Origin of the sequence: Halobacterium litoreum (assembly GCF_021233415.1) — an archaeon.
In the GTDB taxonomy this organism is placed as follows: domain Archaea; phylum Halobacteriota; class Halobacteria; order Halobacteriales; family Halobacteriaceae; genus Halobacterium; species Halobacterium litoreum.
Genome location: NZ_CP089466.1, coordinates 633,062 through 651,537, shown reverse-complemented (window position 1 = coordinate 651,537; position 18,476 = coordinate 633,062). Strand labels below are relative to the sequence as shown.

The 18,476-nt window shown below is 68.1% G+C and carries 21 protein-coding genes and 1 tRNA gene; 7 read left to right on the top strand and 15 right to left on the bottom strand.

Features of this window, described 5'->3' with window-relative positions; genetic code table 11:
• Positions 1–27 precede the first annotated feature (27 nt).
• The 5 genes from LT972_RS03625 to LT972_RS03605 form a co-directional block, all read right to left on the bottom strand.
• The gene (locus LT972_RS03625) at positions 28–285 is read right to left on the bottom strand and encodes an acc operon protein (RefSeq protein WP_232571838.1); all 258 of its coding nucleotides are present in this window, start codon (positions 283–285) and stop codon (positions 28–30) included.
• A complete protein-coding gene (locus LT972_RS03620) occupies positions 285–1,829 on the bottom strand; it encodes an acyl-CoA carboxylase subunit beta (protein ID WP_390226322.1) in 1,545 nt (514 codons plus the stop codon). The genes LT972_RS03625 and LT972_RS03620 overlap by 1 nt, the downstream gene beginning before the upstream one ends.
• Positions 1,830–1,901: 72 nt before the next feature.
• The gene (locus LT972_RS03615; protein WP_232571836.1) at positions 1,902–3,335 is read right to left on the bottom strand and encodes a sodium-dependent transporter; all 1,434 of its coding nucleotides are present in this window, start codon (positions 3,333–3,335) and stop codon (positions 1,902–1,904) included.
• Positions 3,336–3,474: 139 nt separating this feature from the next.
• Complete coding sequence (locus LT972_RS03610; protein WP_232571835.1) at positions 3,475–4,821, bottom strand: sodium-dependent transporter; 1,347 nt, start codon at positions 4,819–4,821, stop codon at positions 3,475–3,477.
• 76 nt (positions 4,822–4,897) lie between these two features.
• Complete coding sequence (locus LT972_RS03605) at positions 4,898–5,602, bottom strand: SDR family oxidoreductase (protein WP_232571834.1); 705 nt, start codon at positions 5,600–5,602, stop codon at positions 4,898–4,900.
• Positions 5,603–5,837: 235 nt separating this feature from the next.
• On the opposite strand from LT972_RS03605, the gene LT972_RS03600 reads away from it, so the two are divergent.
• The 5 genes from LT972_RS03600 (at position 5,838) to LT972_RS03580 (ending at position 9,863) form a co-directional block, all read left to right on the top strand.
• Positions 5,838–6,335 carry an SdpI family protein gene (locus LT972_RS03600; protein WP_232571833.1) on the top strand — a complete coding sequence of 166 codons (498 nt, stop codon included), beginning with the start codon at positions 5,838–5,840 and terminating at the stop codon, positions 6,333–6,335.
• Positions 6,336–6,389: 54 nt separating this feature from the next.
• Positions 6,390–7,538, top strand: a complete 1,149-nt coding sequence (gene sucC / locus LT972_RS03595) for an ADP-forming succinate--CoA ligase subunit beta (RefSeq protein ID WP_232571832.1) — start codon at positions 6,390–6,392, stop codon at positions 7,536–7,538.
• Entirely contained in the window at positions 7,535–8,404 is an 870-nt protein-coding gene (sucD, locus tag LT972_RS03590; RefSeq protein ID WP_232571831.1) for a succinate--CoA ligase subunit alpha, read from the top strand. Before sucC ends, sucD begins: the two co-directional genes overlap by 4 nt.
• A gap of 159 nt (positions 8,405–8,563) precedes the next feature.
• Positions 8,564–8,764 carry a DUF7835 family putative zinc beta-ribbon protein gene (locus LT972_RS03585; protein WP_232571830.1) on the top strand — a complete coding sequence of 67 codons (201 nt, stop codon included), beginning with the start codon at positions 8,564–8,566 and terminating at the stop codon, positions 8,762–8,764.
• A gap of 73 nt (positions 8,765–8,837) precedes the next feature.
• Positions 8,838–9,863, top strand: coding sequence for a DNA-methyltransferase (locus LT972_RS03580; RefSeq protein WP_232571829.1), 1,026 nt, complete (start codon positions 8,838–8,840; stop codon positions 9,861–9,863).
• Positions 9,864–9,883: 20 nt separating this feature from the next.
• Here LT972_RS03580 and LT972_RS03575 read toward each other — a convergent pair whose 3' ends face one another.
• The 6 genes from LT972_RS03575 to LT972_RS03550 form a co-directional block, all read right to left on the bottom strand.
• Positions 9,884–10,237, bottom strand: a complete 354-nt coding sequence (locus tag LT972_RS03575; protein ID WP_232571828.1) for a P-II family nitrogen regulator — start codon at positions 10,235–10,237, stop codon at positions 9,884–9,886.
• Positions 10,230–11,546, bottom strand: coding sequence for an ammonium transporter (locus tag LT972_RS03570; protein WP_232571827.1), 1,317 nt, complete (start codon positions 11,544–11,546; stop codon positions 10,230–10,232). The genes LT972_RS03575 and LT972_RS03570 overlap by 8 nt, the downstream gene beginning before the upstream one ends.
• 373 nt (positions 11,547–11,919) lie before the next feature.
• Positions 11,920–11,994, bottom strand: a tRNA-Val gene (locus LT972_RS03565).
• A 52-nt stretch (positions 11,995–12,046) separates the two neighbouring features.
• The gene (locus LT972_RS03560) at positions 12,047–12,241 is read right to left on the bottom strand and encodes a DUF7553 family protein (protein ID WP_232571826.1); all 195 of its coding nucleotides are present in this window, start codon (positions 12,239–12,241) and stop codon (positions 12,047–12,049) included.
• Between the two features lie 186 nt (positions 12,242–12,427).
• Complete coding sequence (locus LT972_RS03555; RefSeq protein ID WP_232571825.1) at positions 12,428–12,964, bottom strand: cob(I)yrinic acid a,c-diamide adenosyltransferase; 537 nt, start codon at positions 12,962–12,964, stop codon at positions 12,428–12,430.
• Positions 12,961–13,200, bottom strand: a complete 240-nt coding sequence (locus LT972_RS03550; protein WP_232571824.1) for a glutaredoxin family protein — start codon at positions 13,198–13,200, stop codon at positions 12,961–12,963. Before LT972_RS03550 ends, LT972_RS03555 begins: the two co-directional genes overlap by 4 nt.
• A 75-nt stretch (positions 13,201–13,275) precedes the next feature.
• Between LT972_RS03550 and LT972_RS03545 the strand changes: the two genes are divergently transcribed.
• Positions 13,276–13,599, top strand: a complete 324-nt coding sequence (locus tag LT972_RS03545) for a tRNA-binding protein (protein WP_232571823.1) — start codon at positions 13,276–13,278, stop codon at positions 13,597–13,599.
• Here LT972_RS03545 and LT972_RS03540 read toward each other — a convergent pair.
• Complete coding sequence (locus tag LT972_RS03540; protein ID WP_232571822.1) at positions 13,593–14,306, bottom strand: DUF547 domain-containing protein; 714 nt, start codon at positions 14,304–14,306, stop codon at positions 13,593–13,595. The two genes, LT972_RS03545 and LT972_RS03540, sit on opposite strands and share 7 nt — an antisense overlap.
• Before the next feature lie 197 nt (positions 14,307–14,503).
• Between LT972_RS03540 and LT972_RS03535 the strand changes: the two genes are divergently transcribed.
• Positions 14,504–14,674, top strand: coding sequence for a DUF7838 family putative zinc beta-ribbon protein (locus LT972_RS03535; RefSeq protein WP_232571821.1), 171 nt, complete (start codon positions 14,504–14,506; stop codon positions 14,672–14,674).
• Positions 14,675–15,127: 453 nt separating this feature from the next.
• On the opposite strand, the gene LT972_RS03530 is transcribed toward LT972_RS03535, so the two are convergent.
• The 3 genes from LT972_RS03530 to gcvPA form a co-directional block, all read right to left on the bottom strand.
• Entirely contained in the window at positions 15,128–15,553 is a 426-nt protein-coding gene (locus LT972_RS03530) for a CopG family ribbon-helix-helix protein (RefSeq protein ID WP_232571820.1), read from the bottom strand.
• A gap of 65 nt (positions 15,554–15,618) precedes the next feature.
• Positions 15,619–17,040: an aminomethyl-transferring glycine dehydrogenase subunit GcvPB gene (gcvPB, locus tag LT972_RS03525; protein ID WP_232571819.1), complete on the bottom strand. Its 1,422-nt coding sequence runs from the start codon at positions 17,038–17,040 to the stop codon at positions 15,619–15,621.
• The gene (gcvPA, locus tag LT972_RS03520) at positions 17,040–18,362 is read right to left on the bottom strand and encodes an aminomethyl-transferring glycine dehydrogenase subunit GcvPA (RefSeq protein ID WP_232571818.1); all 1,323 of its coding nucleotides are present in this window, start codon (positions 18,360–18,362) and stop codon (positions 17,040–17,042) included. The genes gcvPB and gcvPA overlap by 1 nt, the downstream gene beginning before the upstream one ends.
• Positions 18,363–18,476: the final 114 nt, after the last annotated feature.

Below are 18,476 nucleotides of genomic sequence, written 5' to 3'. Positions count from 1 at the left end.
CGGAGACGTCGAACCGGTCGCGTCGCCTCAGAACCGCTCGCGGCGACCCGCCGCGCTCCACGCGTCCGTCGGCGCGCCGTCCGGCACGCGCGTCGGTGCGCCGCCGAGCGCCTCGACGCGCCCCGCGAACGACCACTTCTCCCCGTCCCAGGAGTCGGTCTCCGCGTCGTCGCTGGCCTCGGCTTCGAGGCGCGCGAGGTGCGCGCTCACCGCCGCGGCGATGGCGGCCGCCTCCTCGTCGGTGGCGTCGTCCGGAATCCGGAGGTCTGGGTCGGTCACGGCCATCACAGCGGGATGTTGCCGTGTTTCTTGTCGGGCGTGTCCTCGCGCTTGCTCGCCAGCATCTCCAGGTCCTCGATGAGGCGCGGACGGGTCTCGGTCGGTTCGATGACCGCGTCGACGTAGCCGCGGTCGGCCGCCGTGTACGGGTTCGCGAACTCCTCGCGGTACTCGTCGATGAGTTCCTCGCGGAGTTCGTCGGGGTCGTCGGCGTCCTCGAGTTCGTCGCGGTAGAGGACGTTCACCGCGCCCTTCGGCCCCATCACCGCGATTTCCGCGGTCGGCCACGCGTAGTTCACGTCCGCGCCGATGTGCTTGGAGGCCATCACGTCGTACGCGCCGCCGTACGCTTTCCGCGTGATGACCGTCATCAGGGGCACGCTCGCCTCGCTGAACGCGTACAGGAGTTTCGCGCCGTGGCGGATGATGCCGTTGTGCTCCTGGTCGGTGCCCGGCAGGAACCCCGGCACGTCCACGAACGTCAGAATCGGGACGTTGAACGAGTCACAGAAGCGCACGAACCGACTCGCCTTCTCCGAGGCCTCGATGTCGAGGGTGCCCGCGTTCACGCGGGGCTGGTTCGCGACGACGCCGACGGAGCGCCCGTCGAGGCGCGCGAACCCGACGACGATGTTCTTCGCGTAGTCCGCTTGGACCTCGAAGAACGAGCCCTCGTCCGCGACGCTCCCGATGACGTCGGTCATGTCGTAGGGCTTCCGGGGCTGGTCTGGGACGATGGAGGTGAGTTCCTCGTCGCGGCGCTCCGGGTCGTCCCACGGTTCGACGCGGGGCGGGTCCTCGACGTTGTTCTGCGGGAGATAAGAGAGCAGGCGCCGGATGTTGTCGAGGGCGTCCTCCTCGCTCTCGCACGCGAAGTGCGCGACGCCCGACTCGGAGGAATGAGTGGTCGCGCCGCCGAGTTCCTCGAAGCCGACCTCCTCGCCGGTGACCGTCTTGATGACGTCCGGCCCGGTGATGAACATGTGGCTGGTGTCTTTCACCATGAACACGAAGTCCGTGATGGCGGGCGAGTACACCGCGCCGCCCGCACACGGCCCCATGATGGCCGAAATCTGGGGGACGACGCCGGACGCCTTCTCGTTTCGCGTGAAGATTTCCGCGTACCCGCCCAGCGAGTCGACGCCCTCCTGAATCCGGGCGCCCGCGGAGTCGTTCAGGCCGATGACGGGCGCGCCGACCTCCATCGCCTTGTCCATGACCTTCGTGACTTTCTCCGCGAACACCTCGCCGAGGCTCCCGCCGAAGACGGTGAAGTCGTGTGCGAACACGAACGTGGTGCGGCCGTTGACCTCGCCGTAGCCGGTGACGACGCCGTCGCCGGGGAGTTGCGTTTCCTCCATCCCGAAGTTGTGGCTCCGGTGGGTGCGGAGTTGGTCGAACTCGTTGAACGTGCCGTCGTCGAGGAAGTAGTCGATGCGCTCCCGGGCCGTCATCTTGCCCTTGTCGTGTTGGGACTCGATGCGGTCCTCGCCGCCGCCGAGGAGTGCGCGCTCGGTCTTCTCGCGCAGTTCCTCGATGCGCTCTTCCATCGTCATCTGATTGGTGCTGTCTTCCCACAGCGGCGGCAAAAGGATTCCGAGACTGCTACGCTCCGGCGTCCGCTACAGCACGGAGTCCGGACGGCGGAGACCGAGGAACGCGACGACGGCGAGAGCGACGCTGACGACGGCGAACACGCGCGTCTGGTCGAGCGTGACGCCGAGGACCGAGAGCGGTTCGACGGTGACGCCGAGCGCGGCAGCGACGCCGGAGACGAACGTGAACACGAGGAACACGGGGATGACGACGCCGACGGCGTACAGCCACGGGGTGGCGAGGCTGCGGGCGAGACCGCCCGCGCCGCGCCGGTACTCGTCGAGGGCGCCGCGGCCCATCACCCACCCGGCGAACAGCAGGAAGCCGACGAGCCCGCCGGTCAGCAGGAGGTCGACGAGCGTGCCGGCGACGAACGAGAACACGTTCGGGTAGAGCGCGCAGACGGAGCCGGTGACGGCAAACACGCCGACGAACGACGCGGTCGCAGTCGGTCGGCTGACACCGTACTCGTCGACGAGGAAGGAGACGGGAATCTCCAGCATCGAAATCGAGGAGGAGAGCGCGGCGAGCGCGACGACGCCGAAGAACGCGACGCCGACGACCTGTCCGTACGGGAGCGCGGCGAACGCGCCGGCGAGCGAGACGAACAGCGCGCCCGGACCGCCGGCCCCGGCGCCCGCGCCGAGCGCGAACAGAATCGGGAAGACGACGACGCCGGCGAGCACGCCGACGACGGTGTTGAGCGTCGCGATGGCGGTGCCGTCGGCGACGAGCGAGCGGTCCTCGCCGAGGTAGGAGGCGTACGTCACCATCGTGCCGGCGCCCAGCGAGAGCGTGAACAGGGCTTGCCCGGCGGCCGCGGGGAGGATGTCGAGGAAGTTCGCGCGCAGGTAGCCGAAGTCGGGCGTGAGGAAGAAGTCGACGCCCGCGCCCGCGCCGTCGAGACTGAGGCCCCACGCCGCGAGGCCGACGAGGAGGACGAGGATGGCGGGCATCATGAGTTTGGTCGCGGACTCGATGCCGCGTCGGACGCCCCGCAGGACGATGGCGGCGGTGGCGCCGAGGAAGGCGAGGTGGAACGCGACCGCTTCGATTCCGTAGTCGATGCCGGCGAAGTACGCGCCGGGGTCGGCGAAGTACGCGCCCGTCGCGCTGGCGGCGACGTACCGGAGAATCCACCCGCCGACGACGCTGTAGAAGGAGAGCAAGACGACCGCGGTGACGACGAAGACGTGACCGAACGCCGTCCACCCCTTGGAGTCCGAGAGGTCCGAGAGCGCGCCGACCGGGTTGCGTCGGGAGCGTCGCCCGATAACGAACTCCGCCAGCAAGCCCGGGACGCCGACGGCGAGCACGATGCCGAGATAGACGAGGAGGAAGGCGGCGCCGCCGTTTTCGCTCGTCATCCACGGGAACCGCCAGAGGTTCCCGAGTCCCACGGCGGACCCGACCGCCGCGAGGATGAAGCCGATTCTGGTCTGCCACGATTCGCGTGTCATTGCCACTGCGTAGCAAGGGCGCCCATTTGAGGGTTTCGTCCGACGAACCCTCAACTGCTACAAATGTCGCCGCTAAACGCCTGAAAGACCGTTATAGAATTTTGATTCCAGGGACGAAACCGGTTTTCGGTGACGATTCTTAGAGGACCGGAATCGGCGGCGCCTCGTAGATGCCCGTGACGCCGAGGTAGAGGGTCACGAACACGCCGACGAGGACGTAGGTGCGCATCGACCAGAGCCACGCGGTGGCGAACGTCTCGCCGCCGCCGGTGCCCTTCTTGATTTCGTCGACGGCCTCGGGGCCGTACACCCACCCGACGAAGATGACGCCGAGGAGCACCGAGAGCGGGAGGAGGACGCCGTACGCGAGCGTGTCGAACCAACCGAGCCACGCAGTGTTCCACGCGGAGAGCGTGCCGACCACGAACAGGCCGCCGGCGAACCCGAACGCGACGACGGGACGGCTGGCGCCGTAGTTGTCCACGAGGTAGGACGTGACGACTTCCAGCAGGCTAATCGCCGAGGAGAGCGCGGCGACGAGCACGACGCCGAAGAACACGAAGCCGAGTGCCTTCCCTGGGAGGCCGCCGAGTTGCGCGAAGGCGTCGGCGACGGAGACGAACAGCGCGCCGGGACCGCCGCCCGCCGCGCCGCTCGGAACTTCGCCGAACTGCGCGAACAGCAGCGGAATCACGACGAGGCCGGCGAGCAGGCCGACGAACGTGTTCAGGACGACGATGAGACTGCCGTCCGCGGGGAGGCTGTCGTCGTCCCCGAGGTAGGACGCGTACGTTATCATCGCGCCCATCCCGAGCGACAGCGAGAAGAACGCTTGGCCGACGGCGAACGGCACGATGTCAGCGAGGTTGTTCGCGATGTAGCCGAAGTCCGGCGAGAGGTAGTAGTCGTAGGCGGCGGCCGCACCGTCGAGCGTGAACGCGTAGGCGGCGAGGCCGACGAGGATGACGAGGATGGACGGCACCATCAGTTTCGTCGCCTTCTCGATGCCGTCCTCGATGCCGAACGCGACGATGCTCGCGGTGAGCGCCATGAAGCCGGCGTGGAAGGCGATCGCCTCCCACCCCATGGAGACGCGGCCGAAGTACTCGGCCGGCGTGGCGAAGTACGCGCCGGTGACGCTGCCGGCCATGTACCGGATGACCCAGCCGCCGACGACGCTGTAGTAGGAGAGAATCCACAGCCCAGTCAGCAGGCCGAGCGCGCCGACGACGGTCCACGCCGGGTGTTTCAGTTTGTCGAACGCTTCGACGGCGTTGATGTTCGCGCGCCGCCCGACGACGAACTCCCCGAGGATGGCGGGGAGGCCGATGACGAGCGCGGCGACGAGGTAGACGAACACGAACGCCGAACCGCCGGTAGTCGCGGTCTTGAACGGGAACTGCCAGATGTTCCCGAGACCGACTGCGCTGCCGACCGCCGCGAGGATGAACCCGAGACGAGTCGCCCACGTTTCACGTTCTGCCATGGTGTACCACGGCGTACCCCCGTGGTGGATAAAAACCGCACGACTGCGCAGTCGTAAGTTAACACGTGACGTGGTGTCACGCTTCGCCGTAGACCGGGATGGCGCCGCCGCTCGTCGGCACCGTCGCGTCCGAACAGAGCGCCATCGCGACGCGCGCGATATCCGCGGGGTCGACCCACGAATCGTGTTCGGCGTCCGGCAGCATCTCGCGGTTCTGGGGCGTGTCGATGACCGACGGCAGCACGGCGTTCGCGCGCACCTCGCCCTTGTTCTCCTCGGCGACAGTCTCGGTGAGCAGGCGGACGCCGGCCTTCGCGGCGCGGTACGGGCCGTCGCCCTCGCCGCCCTCCAGGCTCGCGCGCGCCGACACGGAGACGACGTTCCCGCCGGACTCCCGCAGGTGTGGGAGCGCGTGCTTGGTCGCGAGGAACATCGTCTTGAGGTTCACGTCGAACACCTGCTCGAAGGTCTCCACGTCGGTCTCCTCGATGGGTGACCCGCCCTTCCACATTCCCGCGATATTGCAGAGCGCGTCGAGGCCGCCGTGGGCGTCGACGACGCCGGAGACGACGTGTTCGGCCTGCGTCTCGTCGGTCAGGTCGCCGCGGTAGAAGGAGACCTCGCCGCGGTCGAGTTCGGTGTCTTCGCTCGGTTCCACCACGTCGGTCCCGCAGACGGTGGCGCCCGCGTCGCCGAACGCCCGGCAGACCGCGCTCCCGAGCGCGCCCGACGCACCGGTCACGAGCACCACGTCGCCGTCGAAGTCGAAGTCGGCGTGCATACCGGCACGTGGGCCGCCAGCCCCGTAAACGTATCCGGCACCCAACAGAACCGAGTCCCTGCCGGGGTTTATGTCGGGGGACGACAGAGTCTCGAACGTGAACCCGAACCGACGCCTCCTGCTGGGCGGCGGCGCGCTCGTCGCCGCCTCGGCCGCGGTGAGCGCCCTCGCGTACCCGGAGATGCCCGCGCGGATGGCGACCCACTAGAACGCCGCCGGCCAAGCGGACGGCACGATGTCCCGCGAACTCGGCCTCGCGCTGTTGCCCGCAATCGCCGCTCTCGTGCTCGGCCTCTTCGCCGTCCTGCCGCGAATCGACCCTCGTGACAACTCCGCCGACTTCCGGTTCGCGTACGACGCGCTCGCGCTCGCGACCGTCGGCTTCCTCGCGTACGTGAACGCCGTGGTCGTCGCCGTCAACGCGGGCGTCGAAATCAGCGTGCTGCAGGCGATGGCGCCCGCCATCGGCGCCATCTACGTCGTCGCCGGTGTCGTCACCGAACGCACCGACCAGAACTGGTTCGTCGGCGTGCGCACGCCGTGGACCCTCGAAGACGAGGGCGTCTGGCGAGACACCAACCGCGTCGTCGCGCGCGTCTTCGAAGTCGGCGGCGTCGTCGCGGCGGCCGGCGCGCTCGCCCCCGACTACGCGCTCGCACTCGTCCTCGCACCGGCAGTTCTCGCCGCTGTCGTCTCCGTCGGCTACTCCTACTACCGCTACCGCGCGGCGTGAGCGCGAGCGGAGAATGGTGGACTTTAAGCGGGGCGCGCACGCCCTTTCGAGTGCATGAAACTGCACGAGTATCAGGCGAAGCAGGTCTTCGCCGAGGCGGGCCTCCCGACCCCGGGGTCGGCGCTCGCCACTACCGTCGACGAGGTCGTCGAGGCCGCCGAGGACCTCGGCTACCCCGTCGCGGTGAAGGCGCAGGTACACGTCGGCGGCCGCGGGAAGGCCGGCGGCATCAAGCTCGCCGAGAACGAGTCGGAAGTCCGCGAGGCCGCCGAGTCCATCCTCGGCATGGACCTCAAGGGCTACACCGTCGAGAAGGTTCTCGTCGAGGAAGCGGTGGACTTCACGAACGAACTGTACGTCGGCGTCACGATGGACCGCGGCGAGGGCGAACCCGTCGTGATGGTGTCCGAGCAGGGCGGCGTCGACATCGAGGAGGTCGCCCACGAGAACCCGGACGCCATCGTCCGCGAGCACGTCGACCCGGCGTTCGGTCTCCACCCGTACCAGGCCCGGAAGGCCGTCTACGACGCGGGCATCGACCAGGACGTCGCCGGCGACGTCGCGAAAATCGTCCAGACGGTCTACGAACTCTGGGACGACAGCGACGCCACGGAAGTCGAAATCAACCCCGTCATGATCACGAGCGACCGCGAGGCGGTCGCCGCGGACGCCGTGATGAAGATCGACGAGGACGCGCTGTTCCGACAGCCCGACTTCGCCGACATGGAGGAGGAGGCCGCCGAGGACGAACTCGAAGCCAAGGCCAACGACTACGGCTTCGACTACGTGCGCCTCGACGGCAACGTCGGCATCATCGGGAACGGCGCCGGGCTCGTCATGACCACGCTTGACCTCGTCGACTACTACGGCGGGAAGCCCGCGAACTTCCTCGACATCGGCGGCGGCGCGAAGGCCGAGCGCGTCACGAACGCGCTGGACATGGTCTTCAGCGACGAGAACGTCGACGCCGTCGTGTTCAACATCTTCGGCGGCATCACGCGCGGGGACGAGGTCGCGAAGGGCATCAACGCCGCGCTCGAACAGTTCGACGAGATTCCGAAGCCGGTGGTCGTCCGCCTCGCCGGGACGAACGCCGCCGAGGGCCGCGAGATTCTGAACGACGACCTCGTGACCGTCGAGGAGACGCTCGAAGGCGCCGTGCAGCGCACCGTCGAGTACGCCAACGAGGAGGGTGACCAATGAGCATTCTAGTCGACGACGACACCCGCGTCGTGGTGCAGGGCATCACGGGCGGAGAGGGCAAGTTCCACGCCGAACAGATGATCGAATACGGGACGAACGTCGTCGCCGGTGCGGTCCCCGGCAAGGGCGGCCAAGAGGTCGCCGGCGTCCCGGTCTACGACACCGTCGACCAGGCCGTCGACGCCGAGGACGCGGACGCCTCCGTGGTGTTCGTACCGCCGGCGTTCGCCGGTGACGCGGTCTTCGAGGGCCTCGACACGGACCTCGACCTCGTGGTCGCCATCACCGAGGGCATCCCGACCCAGGACATGGCGAAGGTGAACAAGCGCCTCTCGGAGGTCGACACGCGCCTGCTCGGCCCGAACTGTCCGGGCATCATCACGCCGGGCGAGGCCAAACTCGGCATCCTGCCGGGCAACATCTTCGAGGCCGGGAACGTCGGCCTCGTCTCCCGGTCGGGCACCCTGACCTACCAGGTCGTGGACTCGCTGACGTCCCGCGGCATCGGGCAGACCACCGCCATCGGCATCGGCGGCGACCCCATCATCGGGACGGACTTCATCGACGCCCTCGAACTGTTCGAGGCCGACGAGGACACCGACGCGGTCGTGATGTGCGGCGAAATCGGCGGCGAGGACGAGGAGGAGGCCGCCCGATTCATCGCCGAGAACATGGACACGCCGGTCGCCGGCTTCATCGCCGGTCGCACCGCGCCGCCGGGCAAGCGCATGGGCCACGCGGGCGCCATCGTCTCCGGCAGCGGCACCGGCACCGCGGAGTCCAAAATCAACGCCCTGAACGACGCGGGCGTGCCGGTCGGCGACACCCCCGAGGAGGTCGCCGACAACATCGAGGACCTGCTGTAGGTTCTCGCCGTTCTTCGCGCCTCGACAGCGACTAGCACGCACAGCCGACGGCATCGCGATACCGCCGCCGTCATGCGGTTTAATTCGATTTAATCGGGCCGAACGCGGGGCGAGCGCCGACCCGGTTTTTCTCCCTTCCCGTGTAACGTCGAGGTACCCATGGCCACCACCACCCCTGACACAGGCCGCAGCGAGTTCTGCGAGGACTGCGACTGCGACACCCCGCACTCCGTCGCCATCGAACTGCGCGCGGAGCGAGAGGGCGACGACGAGAGCGCCGCGTTCTCTCGGGAGCCCTACCGTGTCGCGACCTGTAGCGTGTGCGACGCGACGACGGCGCTCCGCATGAACGACGCCTGACGCGCCGACCGCTCACAGCGCGCGCTTCCGGGGAGCGAAACGCGTATGTGGCCGCCCCCGGTCGCGTGACTCAATGGAGACCACCCACCGCGTACACGTCGGTGACGCGCGCTCGCTCCCGCTCGCCGACGACAGCGTGGACCTCGTGGTCACGTCCCCGCCCTATCCGATGATAGAGATGTGGGACGACGCGTTCGCCGCCCTCGACCCCGAAATCGGCGACGCGCTCGACGCGAACGACGGCGAGCGCGCCCACGACTTGATGCTGAGTGTCCTCGACGACGCGTGGCGGGAAGTCGGTCGCGTCCTCCGGCCGGGCGGCATCGCCGTCGTGAACGTCGGGGACGCCACCCGGAACCTCGACCGCTTTCGCGTCTACGACAACCACGCCCGCGTAACCGAGACGTTCGCCGAACTCGGATTCGACCCGCTGCCCGGCGTGCTGTGGCGGAAGCCGACGAACTCCGCGGCGAAGTTCATGGGCAGCGGGATGGTGCCGCCGAACGCGTACGTCACGCTCGAACACGAACACGTGCTCGTGTTCCGGAACGGGAGCAGGCGGGAGTTCGACGCGGGCGCCGACCGCCGGTACGAGGCGGCGTACTTCTGGGAGGAGCGAAACCGGTGGTTCTCGGACGTCTGGGACGGCCTCGGCGGCGAGCGACAGCATCTCGCCGACCCCGACCTGCGGGAGCGCTCGGCCGCCTTCCCCCTCGAACTCCCGTACCGCCTCGTGAACATGTACTCCGTCTACGGCGACACCGTCCTCGACCCGTTCTGGGGGACGGGCACGACGAGTCTCGCGGCCTGCGTCGCTGGCCGGAGTTCCGTCGGCGTGGAGCGCGACGACGGCTTCGCCGCGGCGTTCGCCGACCGCATCCGGGACGCTCCAGCACTCTCGCGGGACCTCGCGAGCGAGCGCCTCGCCGCACACCGCGAGTTCGTCGCGGACAGCGACGACGACTTCGACTACGACGCCGAACACTACGACACGCCGGTGCGCACGAAACAGGAGCGCCGCCTCCGGTTCTACGAGGTCGAGTCCGTGACCGAGACCGAGGAAGGGTGGAGAGCCGAACACGCGCCCTTCGAGGACTGAGTCCTACAGAGGACTGAGCGCTACACCGCGTCCGGGCCGGTTTTCCCGGTGCGGACCTGGGTCGCGCTCGACACCGGGAGGACGAATATCTTGCCGTCGCCCTTCTCGCCGGTGTGGGCGGCCTCCGCGATGGCGTCGACCACGTCCTCGGCTGGCACGTCGGCGACGACGCACTCGACTTTCACCTTCTGGTGGAGGTCGACCGTGTACTCCTCGCCGCGCCACTGCTCGGTCTTCGCGGGCTGAGACCCCCGGCCCGACACCTGCGTCACGGTCAGCGACGGTGCGCCCGTGTTCGCGAGTTTCTGTTTCACGTCCGCGAGTTTGTCCGGGCGAATCACCGCGACGACCATCTCGATGGCCGACTCAGTCATCGCCGTCACCCCCGACGCGGCCGCCGTCGGCACTCACAGTCGGCGCTTCGGGGCTCGCGTCGCCTGTGAACTCGGGGTAGACGGAGACGCCGTGTTCGCTCTCGTCGAGGCCGGCTTCCTCCTCCTCGCTGGACACCCGGAGACCGAACAGGAGGTCGGCGGCGCCGAACGTGACCGCGCTCGCGACGACGGCCCAGAGCGCGACGACGCCGACGCCGACCACCTGGACGACGAACTGCGTGGTCCCGAAGCCGCCCGTGGCGAACACCGGGATGAGCGCCGTGCCGAGCGCGCCGGCCATCCCGTGGACGGCGAACACGCCACACACGTCGTCGATGCGCAGCGAGTCGACGACGAAGCGGTAGGTCGGTAGGACGAGTGCGCCGGCGAGACCACCGAGGACGACGCCGCCGACCCACGTCACGTGCGGGACCGCCCCCGTCACGGCGACGAGACCGGCGAGCAGGCCGTTTGCGGTCCAAAGCGGGTCGGGCTTGCCCTGCCGGTAACTGGACACCGCCATCGCGGCGACGGCGCCCGCACCCATCCCCATCGTGGTGTTGAGTGCGACGCGGCCGAGCGTCGCCCCGAGCAGTTCGTTCTCCGGGCCGTAGATGGCCGAGGTCCCGACGTTGAAGCCGTACCAGCCAAAGGCGAGGATGAGCGTGCCGAGCACCGCGAGCAGCATCGAGTGACCGGGAATCGCGTGGCTGTTCCCGCGGTCGTCGAACCGGCCCTCCCGTGGCCCCACCATCTTCGCGCCGACGAGCCCCGCGATGCCGCCGAGCATGTGGACGACCGTCGCGCCCGCGAAGTCGAGGTAGCCAGCGCCGAGGGCCTCGCCCACGAACCCGTCGATGGACAGCAGCCCGCCGTCCCACGTCATCCCCGTCGTCACCGGGTAGACGACGGCGGTCATCACGACGGCGACGAACACGTACGCCGGGAAGTTCATGCGCTCCGCGACGGCGCCGGAGACGATAGTCGCGGCAGTCATCGCGAACACCGCGCCGACCAGCCACGTCACCCACCCCGTGGGGTTCGAGAAGTACGCGAACGGCGTGCCGAGCGCGGCCCCGCTCGTCAGCGACGCGACGACCGACGACAGCCCGTACCCCAACACGAAGTACGCGAGCACGCCGACCGTCCAGTCGGTCATGTTCTTCATCAGGACGTTCCCGACGTTCTTCGCGCGCACCTGCCCGCTCTCCAGTAACGCGAATCCGGGCTGCATGAAGAAGATGAGGAACGCCACGACGAGCGCCCACACCGTGTTCACGCCGTTCGCGACCTCCGGGGGCACCGCCATCACCGACTACCCCCGTTCAGATTGTTAGTTTCGTTCGTGTTTAGTGCAGATACTTCGACGTTCGTCTGCTTCATTACGCGAGTAGCAAAATACGACGCAGTATAAATCGCTTCGCCTGAAAATAATAAAGATGTGTTCTGCCGTCCAATGTGGGTGGGTGTCACCCGACACCTAGTACGAGTATAAGGGCTGTCGCTACCCGGTGGTCGACGGACCGGAGTTCGGAAGACGAACCGAGGCGGATTTGAACCTCGGTCGGGCGTGCTCGCTTCGCTGCGCGCGACCTCCCTGGTTCGAATCCGCCCCGACCGCACACACCCGCGAACGACGCGAGCGACACGGCGGTCGCTCGCGGTCGTTGCTTCGGTAGAAGTGGGTCGGGGCGGATTTGAACCGCCGACCTGCTCCGTGTGAAGGAGCCGTCATAGCCTGACTAGACCACCGACCCGCGCATCGAATAGTACCCGGAGGCCGCCATTAAGGCTTGCGTTCCGGGGCGGCTAGATGCGCTGGCGGACGCCGCGAGCCTGCTCGCGGGCGCGGTCGCGGACGCCCGTCGGTTCATCGGTGTCCTCGCGGTCGACGCGTTCGCGGACACGCTCGGTGACGGGTTCGAGTTCCTCGCGGATGCCGGTGGCGACCTCTTCGGCGGTGCGTCGGGCGTAGTACTGCGCGTCTCTGAAGTGTCGGTTCATAGGCGACAGTATTCCGCGAGCGGAGATAGCGCTTTCGGCGGCTGCGCTCCGATAGTTTTTAGTTTGTTTAGGCCAACCTAAATCACGTCGGCGGGCGCGCCGGCCGCCCGTCCACGTCTGTCCCAGCACCGTCGGCACCCCCGCGGCGACTGGCATCACCGCCGCGGACCCGCCTCTTCGTCAGCGTCAGTACGTCGGCGACTCCTCGGTGACGCCCTCGCGCTGGTTCGCCAGTCGCGCGAACACGAACAGCGCGTCCGACAGCCGATTCAGGTACGCGATAGCCGTCTCGTTCACGCCGTCCTCGCGGTCCGCGAACGCCACCGCGCGTCGCTCCGCGCGCCGACACACCGCCCGCGCCTGGTGGAGTTTCGCGCCGACGTCGCTCCCACCCGGGAGGATGAACGACTCCAGTGGCTCCAGTTCCTCGTCGCAGGCGTCTATCCACGACTCCACGGCCTCGACGTGCTCCTCGCGGACCACCGGGTCGTCGTCGTCCGGTTCGGGGTTCGCGAAGTCCGCCTGCACGACGTGCAGGTGGTTCTGGACCTCGCCGAGGTAGTCGTCCAGGTCGTCGTACCCCGTCGGGCGCACCGTCCCCACCACGGCGTTGACCTCGTCGACGGTGCCGTACGCCTCGATTCGCGGGTTCGTCTTCGACACGCGGTCCATGTTCCGGAGGTCCGTCTGCCCGGCGTCCCCGCGTCGCGTGTAAATCTTCACGACAGCGTCACCTCCACGTAGTCGAGGATGTTCTCGCTCTCCGGCATCGTCACGCCGCGCTCCTCGTCCACGAGCACCGGTACGGCGCGCTGGCCGCTCACGCGCTTGACCTCGTTTCGCTCGGAGTGGAGTGCGTCGACCCACTCCGTCTCGTAGTCGATGCCGCGTTCGTCCAGCGCGTCGGAGACCGCCTCGCAGTACGGACACCCGTCCAGAGAGTACAGCATCAGGTCCATACTCGGGGTTCGGCCGGCGCGACCAAATGTGTTGGCTCCCCAAACCTCATTCTCCCCCGTCGCCTGCGAGAGGGCATGGCAGACAGTCTCTTCGAGACGACGTTCCGCGTCGGCGAAGTGCTCGCCGCCGAACCGTTCGAGGAAGCGCGCAAACCCGAACTCGCGAAACTCGAAATCGACCTCGGCGACGACGTCGTGCAGTCCGCGGCACAGACCGGCTACAACCACGACCCCGACGACCTCGTCGGCCGCCAAGTCCTGTGCGCGACGAACCTCGGCACGGTCAACATCGCGGGCTTCGAATCGGAAGTGCTCACGGTGGGCGTGCCCGACGAAGACGGAAACCCCGTGCTTGTCACTCCCGACGAGGACGTCCCGCTCGGCGGCGAACTCTACTGAGGGTCCTCCGGCGGGCGTTCGGGCGCGCGTTCCGAACCGGCGGCTGGCGACGCGGCGGTGTACGAGAGTCGCGGCGACGCGTCCGCGGGCACCACGTCGTACTCCGCGAGCAGGGACAGAATTCCCGAACGGCCGCCGAAGTCCCCGCGGTACCAGAGGAACACGCGCGGGACGCGGACGACGCCCGCGCTCGGCAGGTGTTCGGCAGTCGCATCGAGGTACGCTCGCGCGACGGCGTCCAGTTCGCCGTCGACGTTCGCGGCGGTGTACGTGACCGACAGGCCGGGCGCGTGCCGGGCAGCGAGGACCGCGAAGTGGACGCGAGCGTCGAGGTCGCGGAGGCGGTGGCGGCGCTCGAACCGGTCGGCGAACGGATGCGGGAGGTAGCCGAAGCCGTGTTTCCACCGGCCCGCACGCAAAATTCCGTGGAACGCGGTCGCCGCGTCGACGCGGACGCCGGCGACGCGACACCACTCGCGAGCGCCCGACGACCGCGCGCGCTCGACGAGCGCCCCGTGGAGGTTCAGCCAGAACGCGGTGGCCGCGTCCGGGTCGTCCCGCAGTACGTCGAGGACGCCCTCGTCGAGGTCGGCGAGCGAGTCGAACAGTTCGCTCGAATCGTGTCGGTGGTGGACGGCGTGCCGGAGACGCCGAGACCCGGCGACCAAGTCGTGCGGAGACGTGGTGTCGGCGTTGGCCACGAGCATCACGACCACCCCCGAACGCCGGACTGTGGGGCGTGATACCACATACCAAATACTGGGGCGACCGGATACAAACCTCTAACGGCGAGTTGCCCCCGACTGGCGTTCCATATCGCGCCACGTGGTTTATATCCCAACATCACTGGTTCCGACCCCCGAAAACCAGTACGTTCAACTGCTTCGCCCGTCCAGCGTCGCACATGGCTCGCGAACTCGACCACCACTGCCCCGACTGCGGCCAAGAGCGCACGTTCTACCGCGCCGCCGCGACCGAACTCCACCTCGGCCAGAAGACCAAGTGGTACTGCCCGGAGTGTGGCTTCGGCTTCGTTCGCATCGACGGCGACATCGACTCCACGGCCTCTGCGTAACGACCGTCACCGCTTCTCCACGCTCGACGAACGCCCCTGAGCGACCGCGCCGGCAGCGCGGTCTCGGTACTTCCCCAAGGTAGCAGACTCTCGCCCCGGTGATGCCAATTCAGGCACTCGCGCGTGCGAGAGCGTGAACGGACACGCCCAATCGCGCGAGCGTGCTGAGACAGCCCCGGTAGCGCTGTCCGTACGGCGTCCGACCACAGGTGTTGCCGCCGAGTCGCAGTGCTGGACTCGTTCAGCTCGAACTGCACCGACCACGCCCCGGCGTTCGTCCCGATTCCCGTTTCTGGCCGCCGAACCCCTCGCTTCGACCGCGTATCGGCGAACTAACCACAGCAGATAAACTCCATACAACAATACAAAATTGACAGTCAGGCGTGAGCGACGGCTCAAGAGGACAGGCGGCGCTGGCGGCGGACGCAGCAGTACGCAGGAAAAGTGGGGTAGTCAGGCCGTGGAGAGCGCGTCGAAGCCGTCGACGGGGATGACGGAGTAATCCACGGTCAGCGTGTCCTTGGTGGCGCGAACGCGTCCGACGAACTCCGAAATCTCGTCGAGTTGGCCTTCGAGGATGAACAGCTCCATGCAGTAGTGGTCGCCGACGTGGTTGTGGACGTTCGACGTGACGAGGTTGTCGTGCTCGTGGCGGAGGCCCATCATGCGCTCTTCGACGGTGGAGTCCTGGTAACTGAACAGGACGGTGACGACCCCGATGAGCGGGCGGTCTTCGAGTTGCTTGTCCTCGAACTCGCCGAGGAGGTTGCGCGCTGCTTCGCGGACGACTTCGCTGCGGCCGGTGTAGCCGTGGCCGTCAGCGAACTCGTCGATGCGGTCGAGCAGTTCGTCGGGCATCGAGACGGAGACGACGGTCATGTATTAACCGAGCGCCCGTCGAGTAATAAGGATTCGCTAAATCCGGGGGCGAATCGACGGTCGAGTTAGTCGAGGTCGTGCCAGGACAGTCGGGGGTTGCGCGCGGCCGTCGTCTGGTCGATGAGACGCGCCGTCGTTCGGGTCGGCGCGTTCGCGAGCGTCTCGTCGTCCTCGCCGGCGACCGCGTTGAACGCGTCCGCGAGGTCGTCGAGGTTCGACTTCGTCTCCACCTCGGTCGGTTCGGTCATCAGCGCCTCGTCGACGAGTTCCGGCCACTTCGTCGTCGGCGGGTGGACGCCGTAATCGAGCATGCGCTTGGCGACGTCGGCGGCGTCCTGGTCGCCCGCGCTCGCGACGAACTCGTGGTGGAACGGCCCGAGTGGCACGTCGTACTCCACCTGTTCGGCGAGATAGTTGGCGTTCAGGACGGCCTTCGCGGAGGCGTCCGAGAGGCCGTCGTCGCCGAGGCGGTCGATGTACGCGAACGCCTTCACGAGCACGAGCCAGTTACCCTCGAAGCCGTGGACCTTCCCGACGGACCGTTCGGGCGTGTAGCGCTCGTACTGGCCGCTTTCCGTCTTCCGGACGTGGGGGTCGGGGAGGAACTCGGCGAGGTCCTCGGTGACGCCGACCGGGCCGGCGCCCGGACCGCCGCCGCCGTGGGGCGTCGCGAACGTCTTGTGGACGTTGAAGTGCATGATGTCGAAGCCCATGTCGCCGGGGCGAGCGCGCCCGAGCAAGGCGTTCAGGTTCGCGCCGTCGTAGTAGAGCAGGCCGCCGGCGTCGTGAACCATCTCCGAAATCTGCTCGATGTTGCGCTCGAAGAGCCCGAGCGTGTTCGGGTTCGTGAGCATCAACGCGGCGGTGTTCTCGCCGAGCGCGGCTTCGAGCGCGTCGATGTCGACGCGCCCGTCGTCGCCTGAGGGGATCTCCACGACGTCGTAGCCGCCGAGCGCGGCGGACGCGAAGTTCGTGCCGTGGGCGGCGTCCGGGACGACGACCTCGTCGCGGTGGCCTTCGCCGTTGGCCTCGTGGTAGGCTTCCGCGAGCAGGATGCCCGCGAACTCGCCCGCGGCGCCGGCTGGTGGCTGGAGCGTGACGGCGTCCATGCCGCCGATGCGTCCGAGGTAGTCCTGGAGGTCGTACTGTAGTTGGAGGGTTCCCTGCACGGAGTCCCCGGAGCGGTCGGGGTGGACGCTCGCATCGTCGACGGCGGCGACGTCCTCCGTGAACCGGGGGTTGTACTTCATCGTACAGGAGCCAAGCGGGTACGGGCCGGAGTCGACGCCGTAGTTCTGCTGGCTGAGCCGGACGTAGTGGCGCGCGAGTTCGGGTTCTTCGAGGCTCGGGAGCGTCACGTCGTCGCGCGTGAGGTCGTCGGGGAGCGGCGAGTCCACGTCGACGCTGGTCTGGTCTTTCTCCGAGAGGAGCGGTTCGTAGTTGTCGGCGTCCGCGGGCTGGTAGCGGGCTTGGTCGTAGTACTCCATCAGTTGGCCACCTCCTCGAAGGCCGCGACGAGCGCGTCGGTCGCGTGTTCGTTGGCGTCGGTCACGCAAATCTGGACGTGGTGGTCGTCGACGGCGTTCACCGCGAACCCCTCGGCTTCGAGGTCCGCGGCGATGGCGGGCGCGGGCTGGTCGGTGTGCGCGAGGAACTCCCGGAAGTGGTGTCGGTCGTTGGCGGGCGCCTGCACGCCGCGCACGTCGTCGAGCCGAGCGGCGAGGTCGCGGGGAAGTTCGACCATGCGGTTCGCGAGGTCGACGAGGCCGTCGGCACCGAGCGAGGCGGCGTGGATGGCGGCGCGGAGCGCGACCCACGCCTGATTCGTGCAGATGTTGGATGTGGCGCGCTCCTTGCGGATGTGCTGTTCGCGCGTCTGGAGGGTGAGCGTGTACGCTCGGGTGCCGTCGGCGTCCTCGCTGGCGCCGACGAGGCGGCCCGGCACCTGCCGGAGGAACTCCTCCTTGCACGCGAACACGCCGAGGCCCATGCCGTAACTCGTGGGCATCCCGAGGACACTGGCGTCGCCGACGACGACGTCCGCACCCACGTCGGCGGGGCGCTGGAGGACGGACATAGCGACGGGGTCGGAGCCGAGACAGAACAGCGCGTCGTGGTCGTCGGCGAGGTCACCGACTGCGTCGAGGCTCTCCTCGATTGTGCCGACCGTAGTGGGGTTCTCGGCGTACACCAGTACAACGTCGTCGTCCGCGACGTCGGCGAGCGCGTCGAGGTCGACGTTGCCGTCGTCGGTCGGGTAGCGCTCGACGGTCACGTCGGCGCCCGCGGTGTAGTTCTCCAGGACGCTGACGTGGCCGTCGCGGACGTAGTCGGGGACGAGCACGCGGTCGCCGGAGGTCGCTCGCACGCGCTTGGCGAGCAACGCGGCTTCGGCGAGCGCGGTCGCCTCGTCGTACATCGAGCAGTTCGCGACGCCGAGGCCCGTCAGTTCCACGAGCAGGGACTGGTACTCGAAGAGCACCTGCAGGAACCCCTGCGTGACTTCGGGCTGGTACTGCGTGTAGGAGGTGATGAACTCGGAGCGCTGGGAGAGGTGGTCGACGAGCGACGGGACGTAGTGCTCGTAGTGCCCGCGCCCGAGGAACTCCGCGAGGTCGTCGTTCTTCGCGAGTCGGCGCTCGGTCTCGGCGACGGCGGCCTGCTCGGACTTCGCGTCGATGCCGAACTCGCCGTCGAAGCGCACCGAGTCGGGGATGTCGAACAGTTCCTCGACGCTGTCGACGCCCACCGCGTCGAGCATCGCGTCGGTCTCCGCCTCGGTGTGTGGCGCGTACGGGCTCCCGCTCATGGTCGTCCCCGCGCGCATCGGGCAGTTCCGAGTGCAGTCATGCGCGAGGCTTACGGCGCGGCGATTAAGATACTCCCGGTTTCGGAACCCCGAGTGTACACGTTCGTGGTGTCG

Bases quoted from the DNA above. Each gene is read 5' to 3' on its own strand.
- LT972_RS03600 (WP_232571833.1), top strand. From the start codon at position 5,838: ATGTCCCGCGAACTCGGCCTCGCGCTGTTGCCCGCAATCGCCGCTCTC.
- LT972_RS03530 (WP_232571820.1), bottom strand. From the start codon at position 15,553: ATGACCGTCGTCTCCGTCTCGATGCCCGACGAACTGCTCGACCGCATC.
- LT972_RS03580 (WP_232571829.1), top strand. From the start codon at position 8,838: ATGGAGACCACCCACCGCGTACACGTCGGTGACGCGCGCTCGCTCCCG.
- LT972_RS03560 (WP_232571826.1), bottom strand. From the start codon at position 12,241: ATGAACCGACACTTCAGAGACGCGCAGTACTACGCCCGACGCACCGCC.
- LT972_RS03620 (WP_390226322.1), bottom strand. From the start codon at position 1,829: ATGGAAGAGCGCATCGAGGAACTGCGCGAGAAGACCGAGCGCGCACTC.
- LT972_RS03535 (WP_232571821.1), top strand. From the start codon at position 14,504: ATGGCTCGCGAACTCGACCACCACTGCCCCGACTGCGGCCAAGAGCGC.
- sucC (WP_232571832.1), top strand. From the start codon at position 6,390: ATGAAACTGCACGAGTATCAGGCGAAGCAGGTCTTCGCCGAGGCGGGC.
- sucD (WP_232571831.1), top strand. From the start codon at position 7,535: ATGAGCATTCTAGTCGACGACGACACCCGCGTCGTGGTGCAGGGCATC.
- gcvPA (WP_232571818.1), bottom strand. From the start codon at position 18,362: ATGAGCGGGAGCCCGTACGCGCCACACACCGAGGCGGAGACCGACGCG.
- LT972_RS03545 (WP_232571823.1), top strand. From the start codon at position 13,276: ATGGCAGACAGTCTCTTCGAGACGACGTTCCGCGTCGGCGAAGTGCTC.
- LT972_RS03610 (WP_232571835.1), bottom strand. From the start codon at position 4,821: ATGGCAGAACGTGAAACGTGGGCGACTCGTCTCGGGTTCATCCTCGCG.
- LT972_RS03540 (WP_232571822.1), bottom strand. From the start codon at position 14,306: ATGCTCGTGGCCAACGCCGACACCACGTCTCCGCACGACTTGGTCGCC.
- LT972_RS03615 (WP_232571836.1), bottom strand. From the start codon at position 3,335: ATGACACGCGAATCGTGGCAGACCAGAATCGGCTTCATCCTCGCGGCG.
- LT972_RS03625 (WP_232571838.1), bottom strand. From the start codon at position 285: ATGGCCGTGACCGACCCAGACCTCCGGATTCCGGACGACGCCACCGAC.
- gcvPB (WP_232571819.1), bottom strand. From the start codon at position 17,040: ATGGAGTACTACGACCAAGCCCGCTACCAGCCCGCGGACGCCGACAAC.
- LT972_RS03550 (WP_232571824.1), bottom strand. From the start codon at position 13,200: ATGGACCTGATGCTGTACTCTCTGGACGGGTGTCCGTACTGCGAGGCG.
- LT972_RS03575 (WP_232571828.1), bottom strand. From the start codon at position 10,237: ATGACTGAGTCGGCCATCGAGATGGTCGTCGCGGTGATTCGCCCGGAC.
- LT972_RS03570 (WP_232571827.1), bottom strand. From the start codon at position 11,546: ATGGCGGTGCCCCCGGAGGTCGCGAACGGCGTGAACACGGTGTGGGCG.
- LT972_RS03605 (WP_232571834.1), bottom strand. From the start codon at position 5,602: ATGCACGCCGACTTCGACTTCGACGGCGACGTGGTGCTCGTGACCGGT.
- LT972_RS03585 (WP_232571830.1), top strand. From the start codon at position 8,564: ATGGCCACCACCACCCCTGACACAGGCCGCAGCGAGTTCTGCGAGGAC.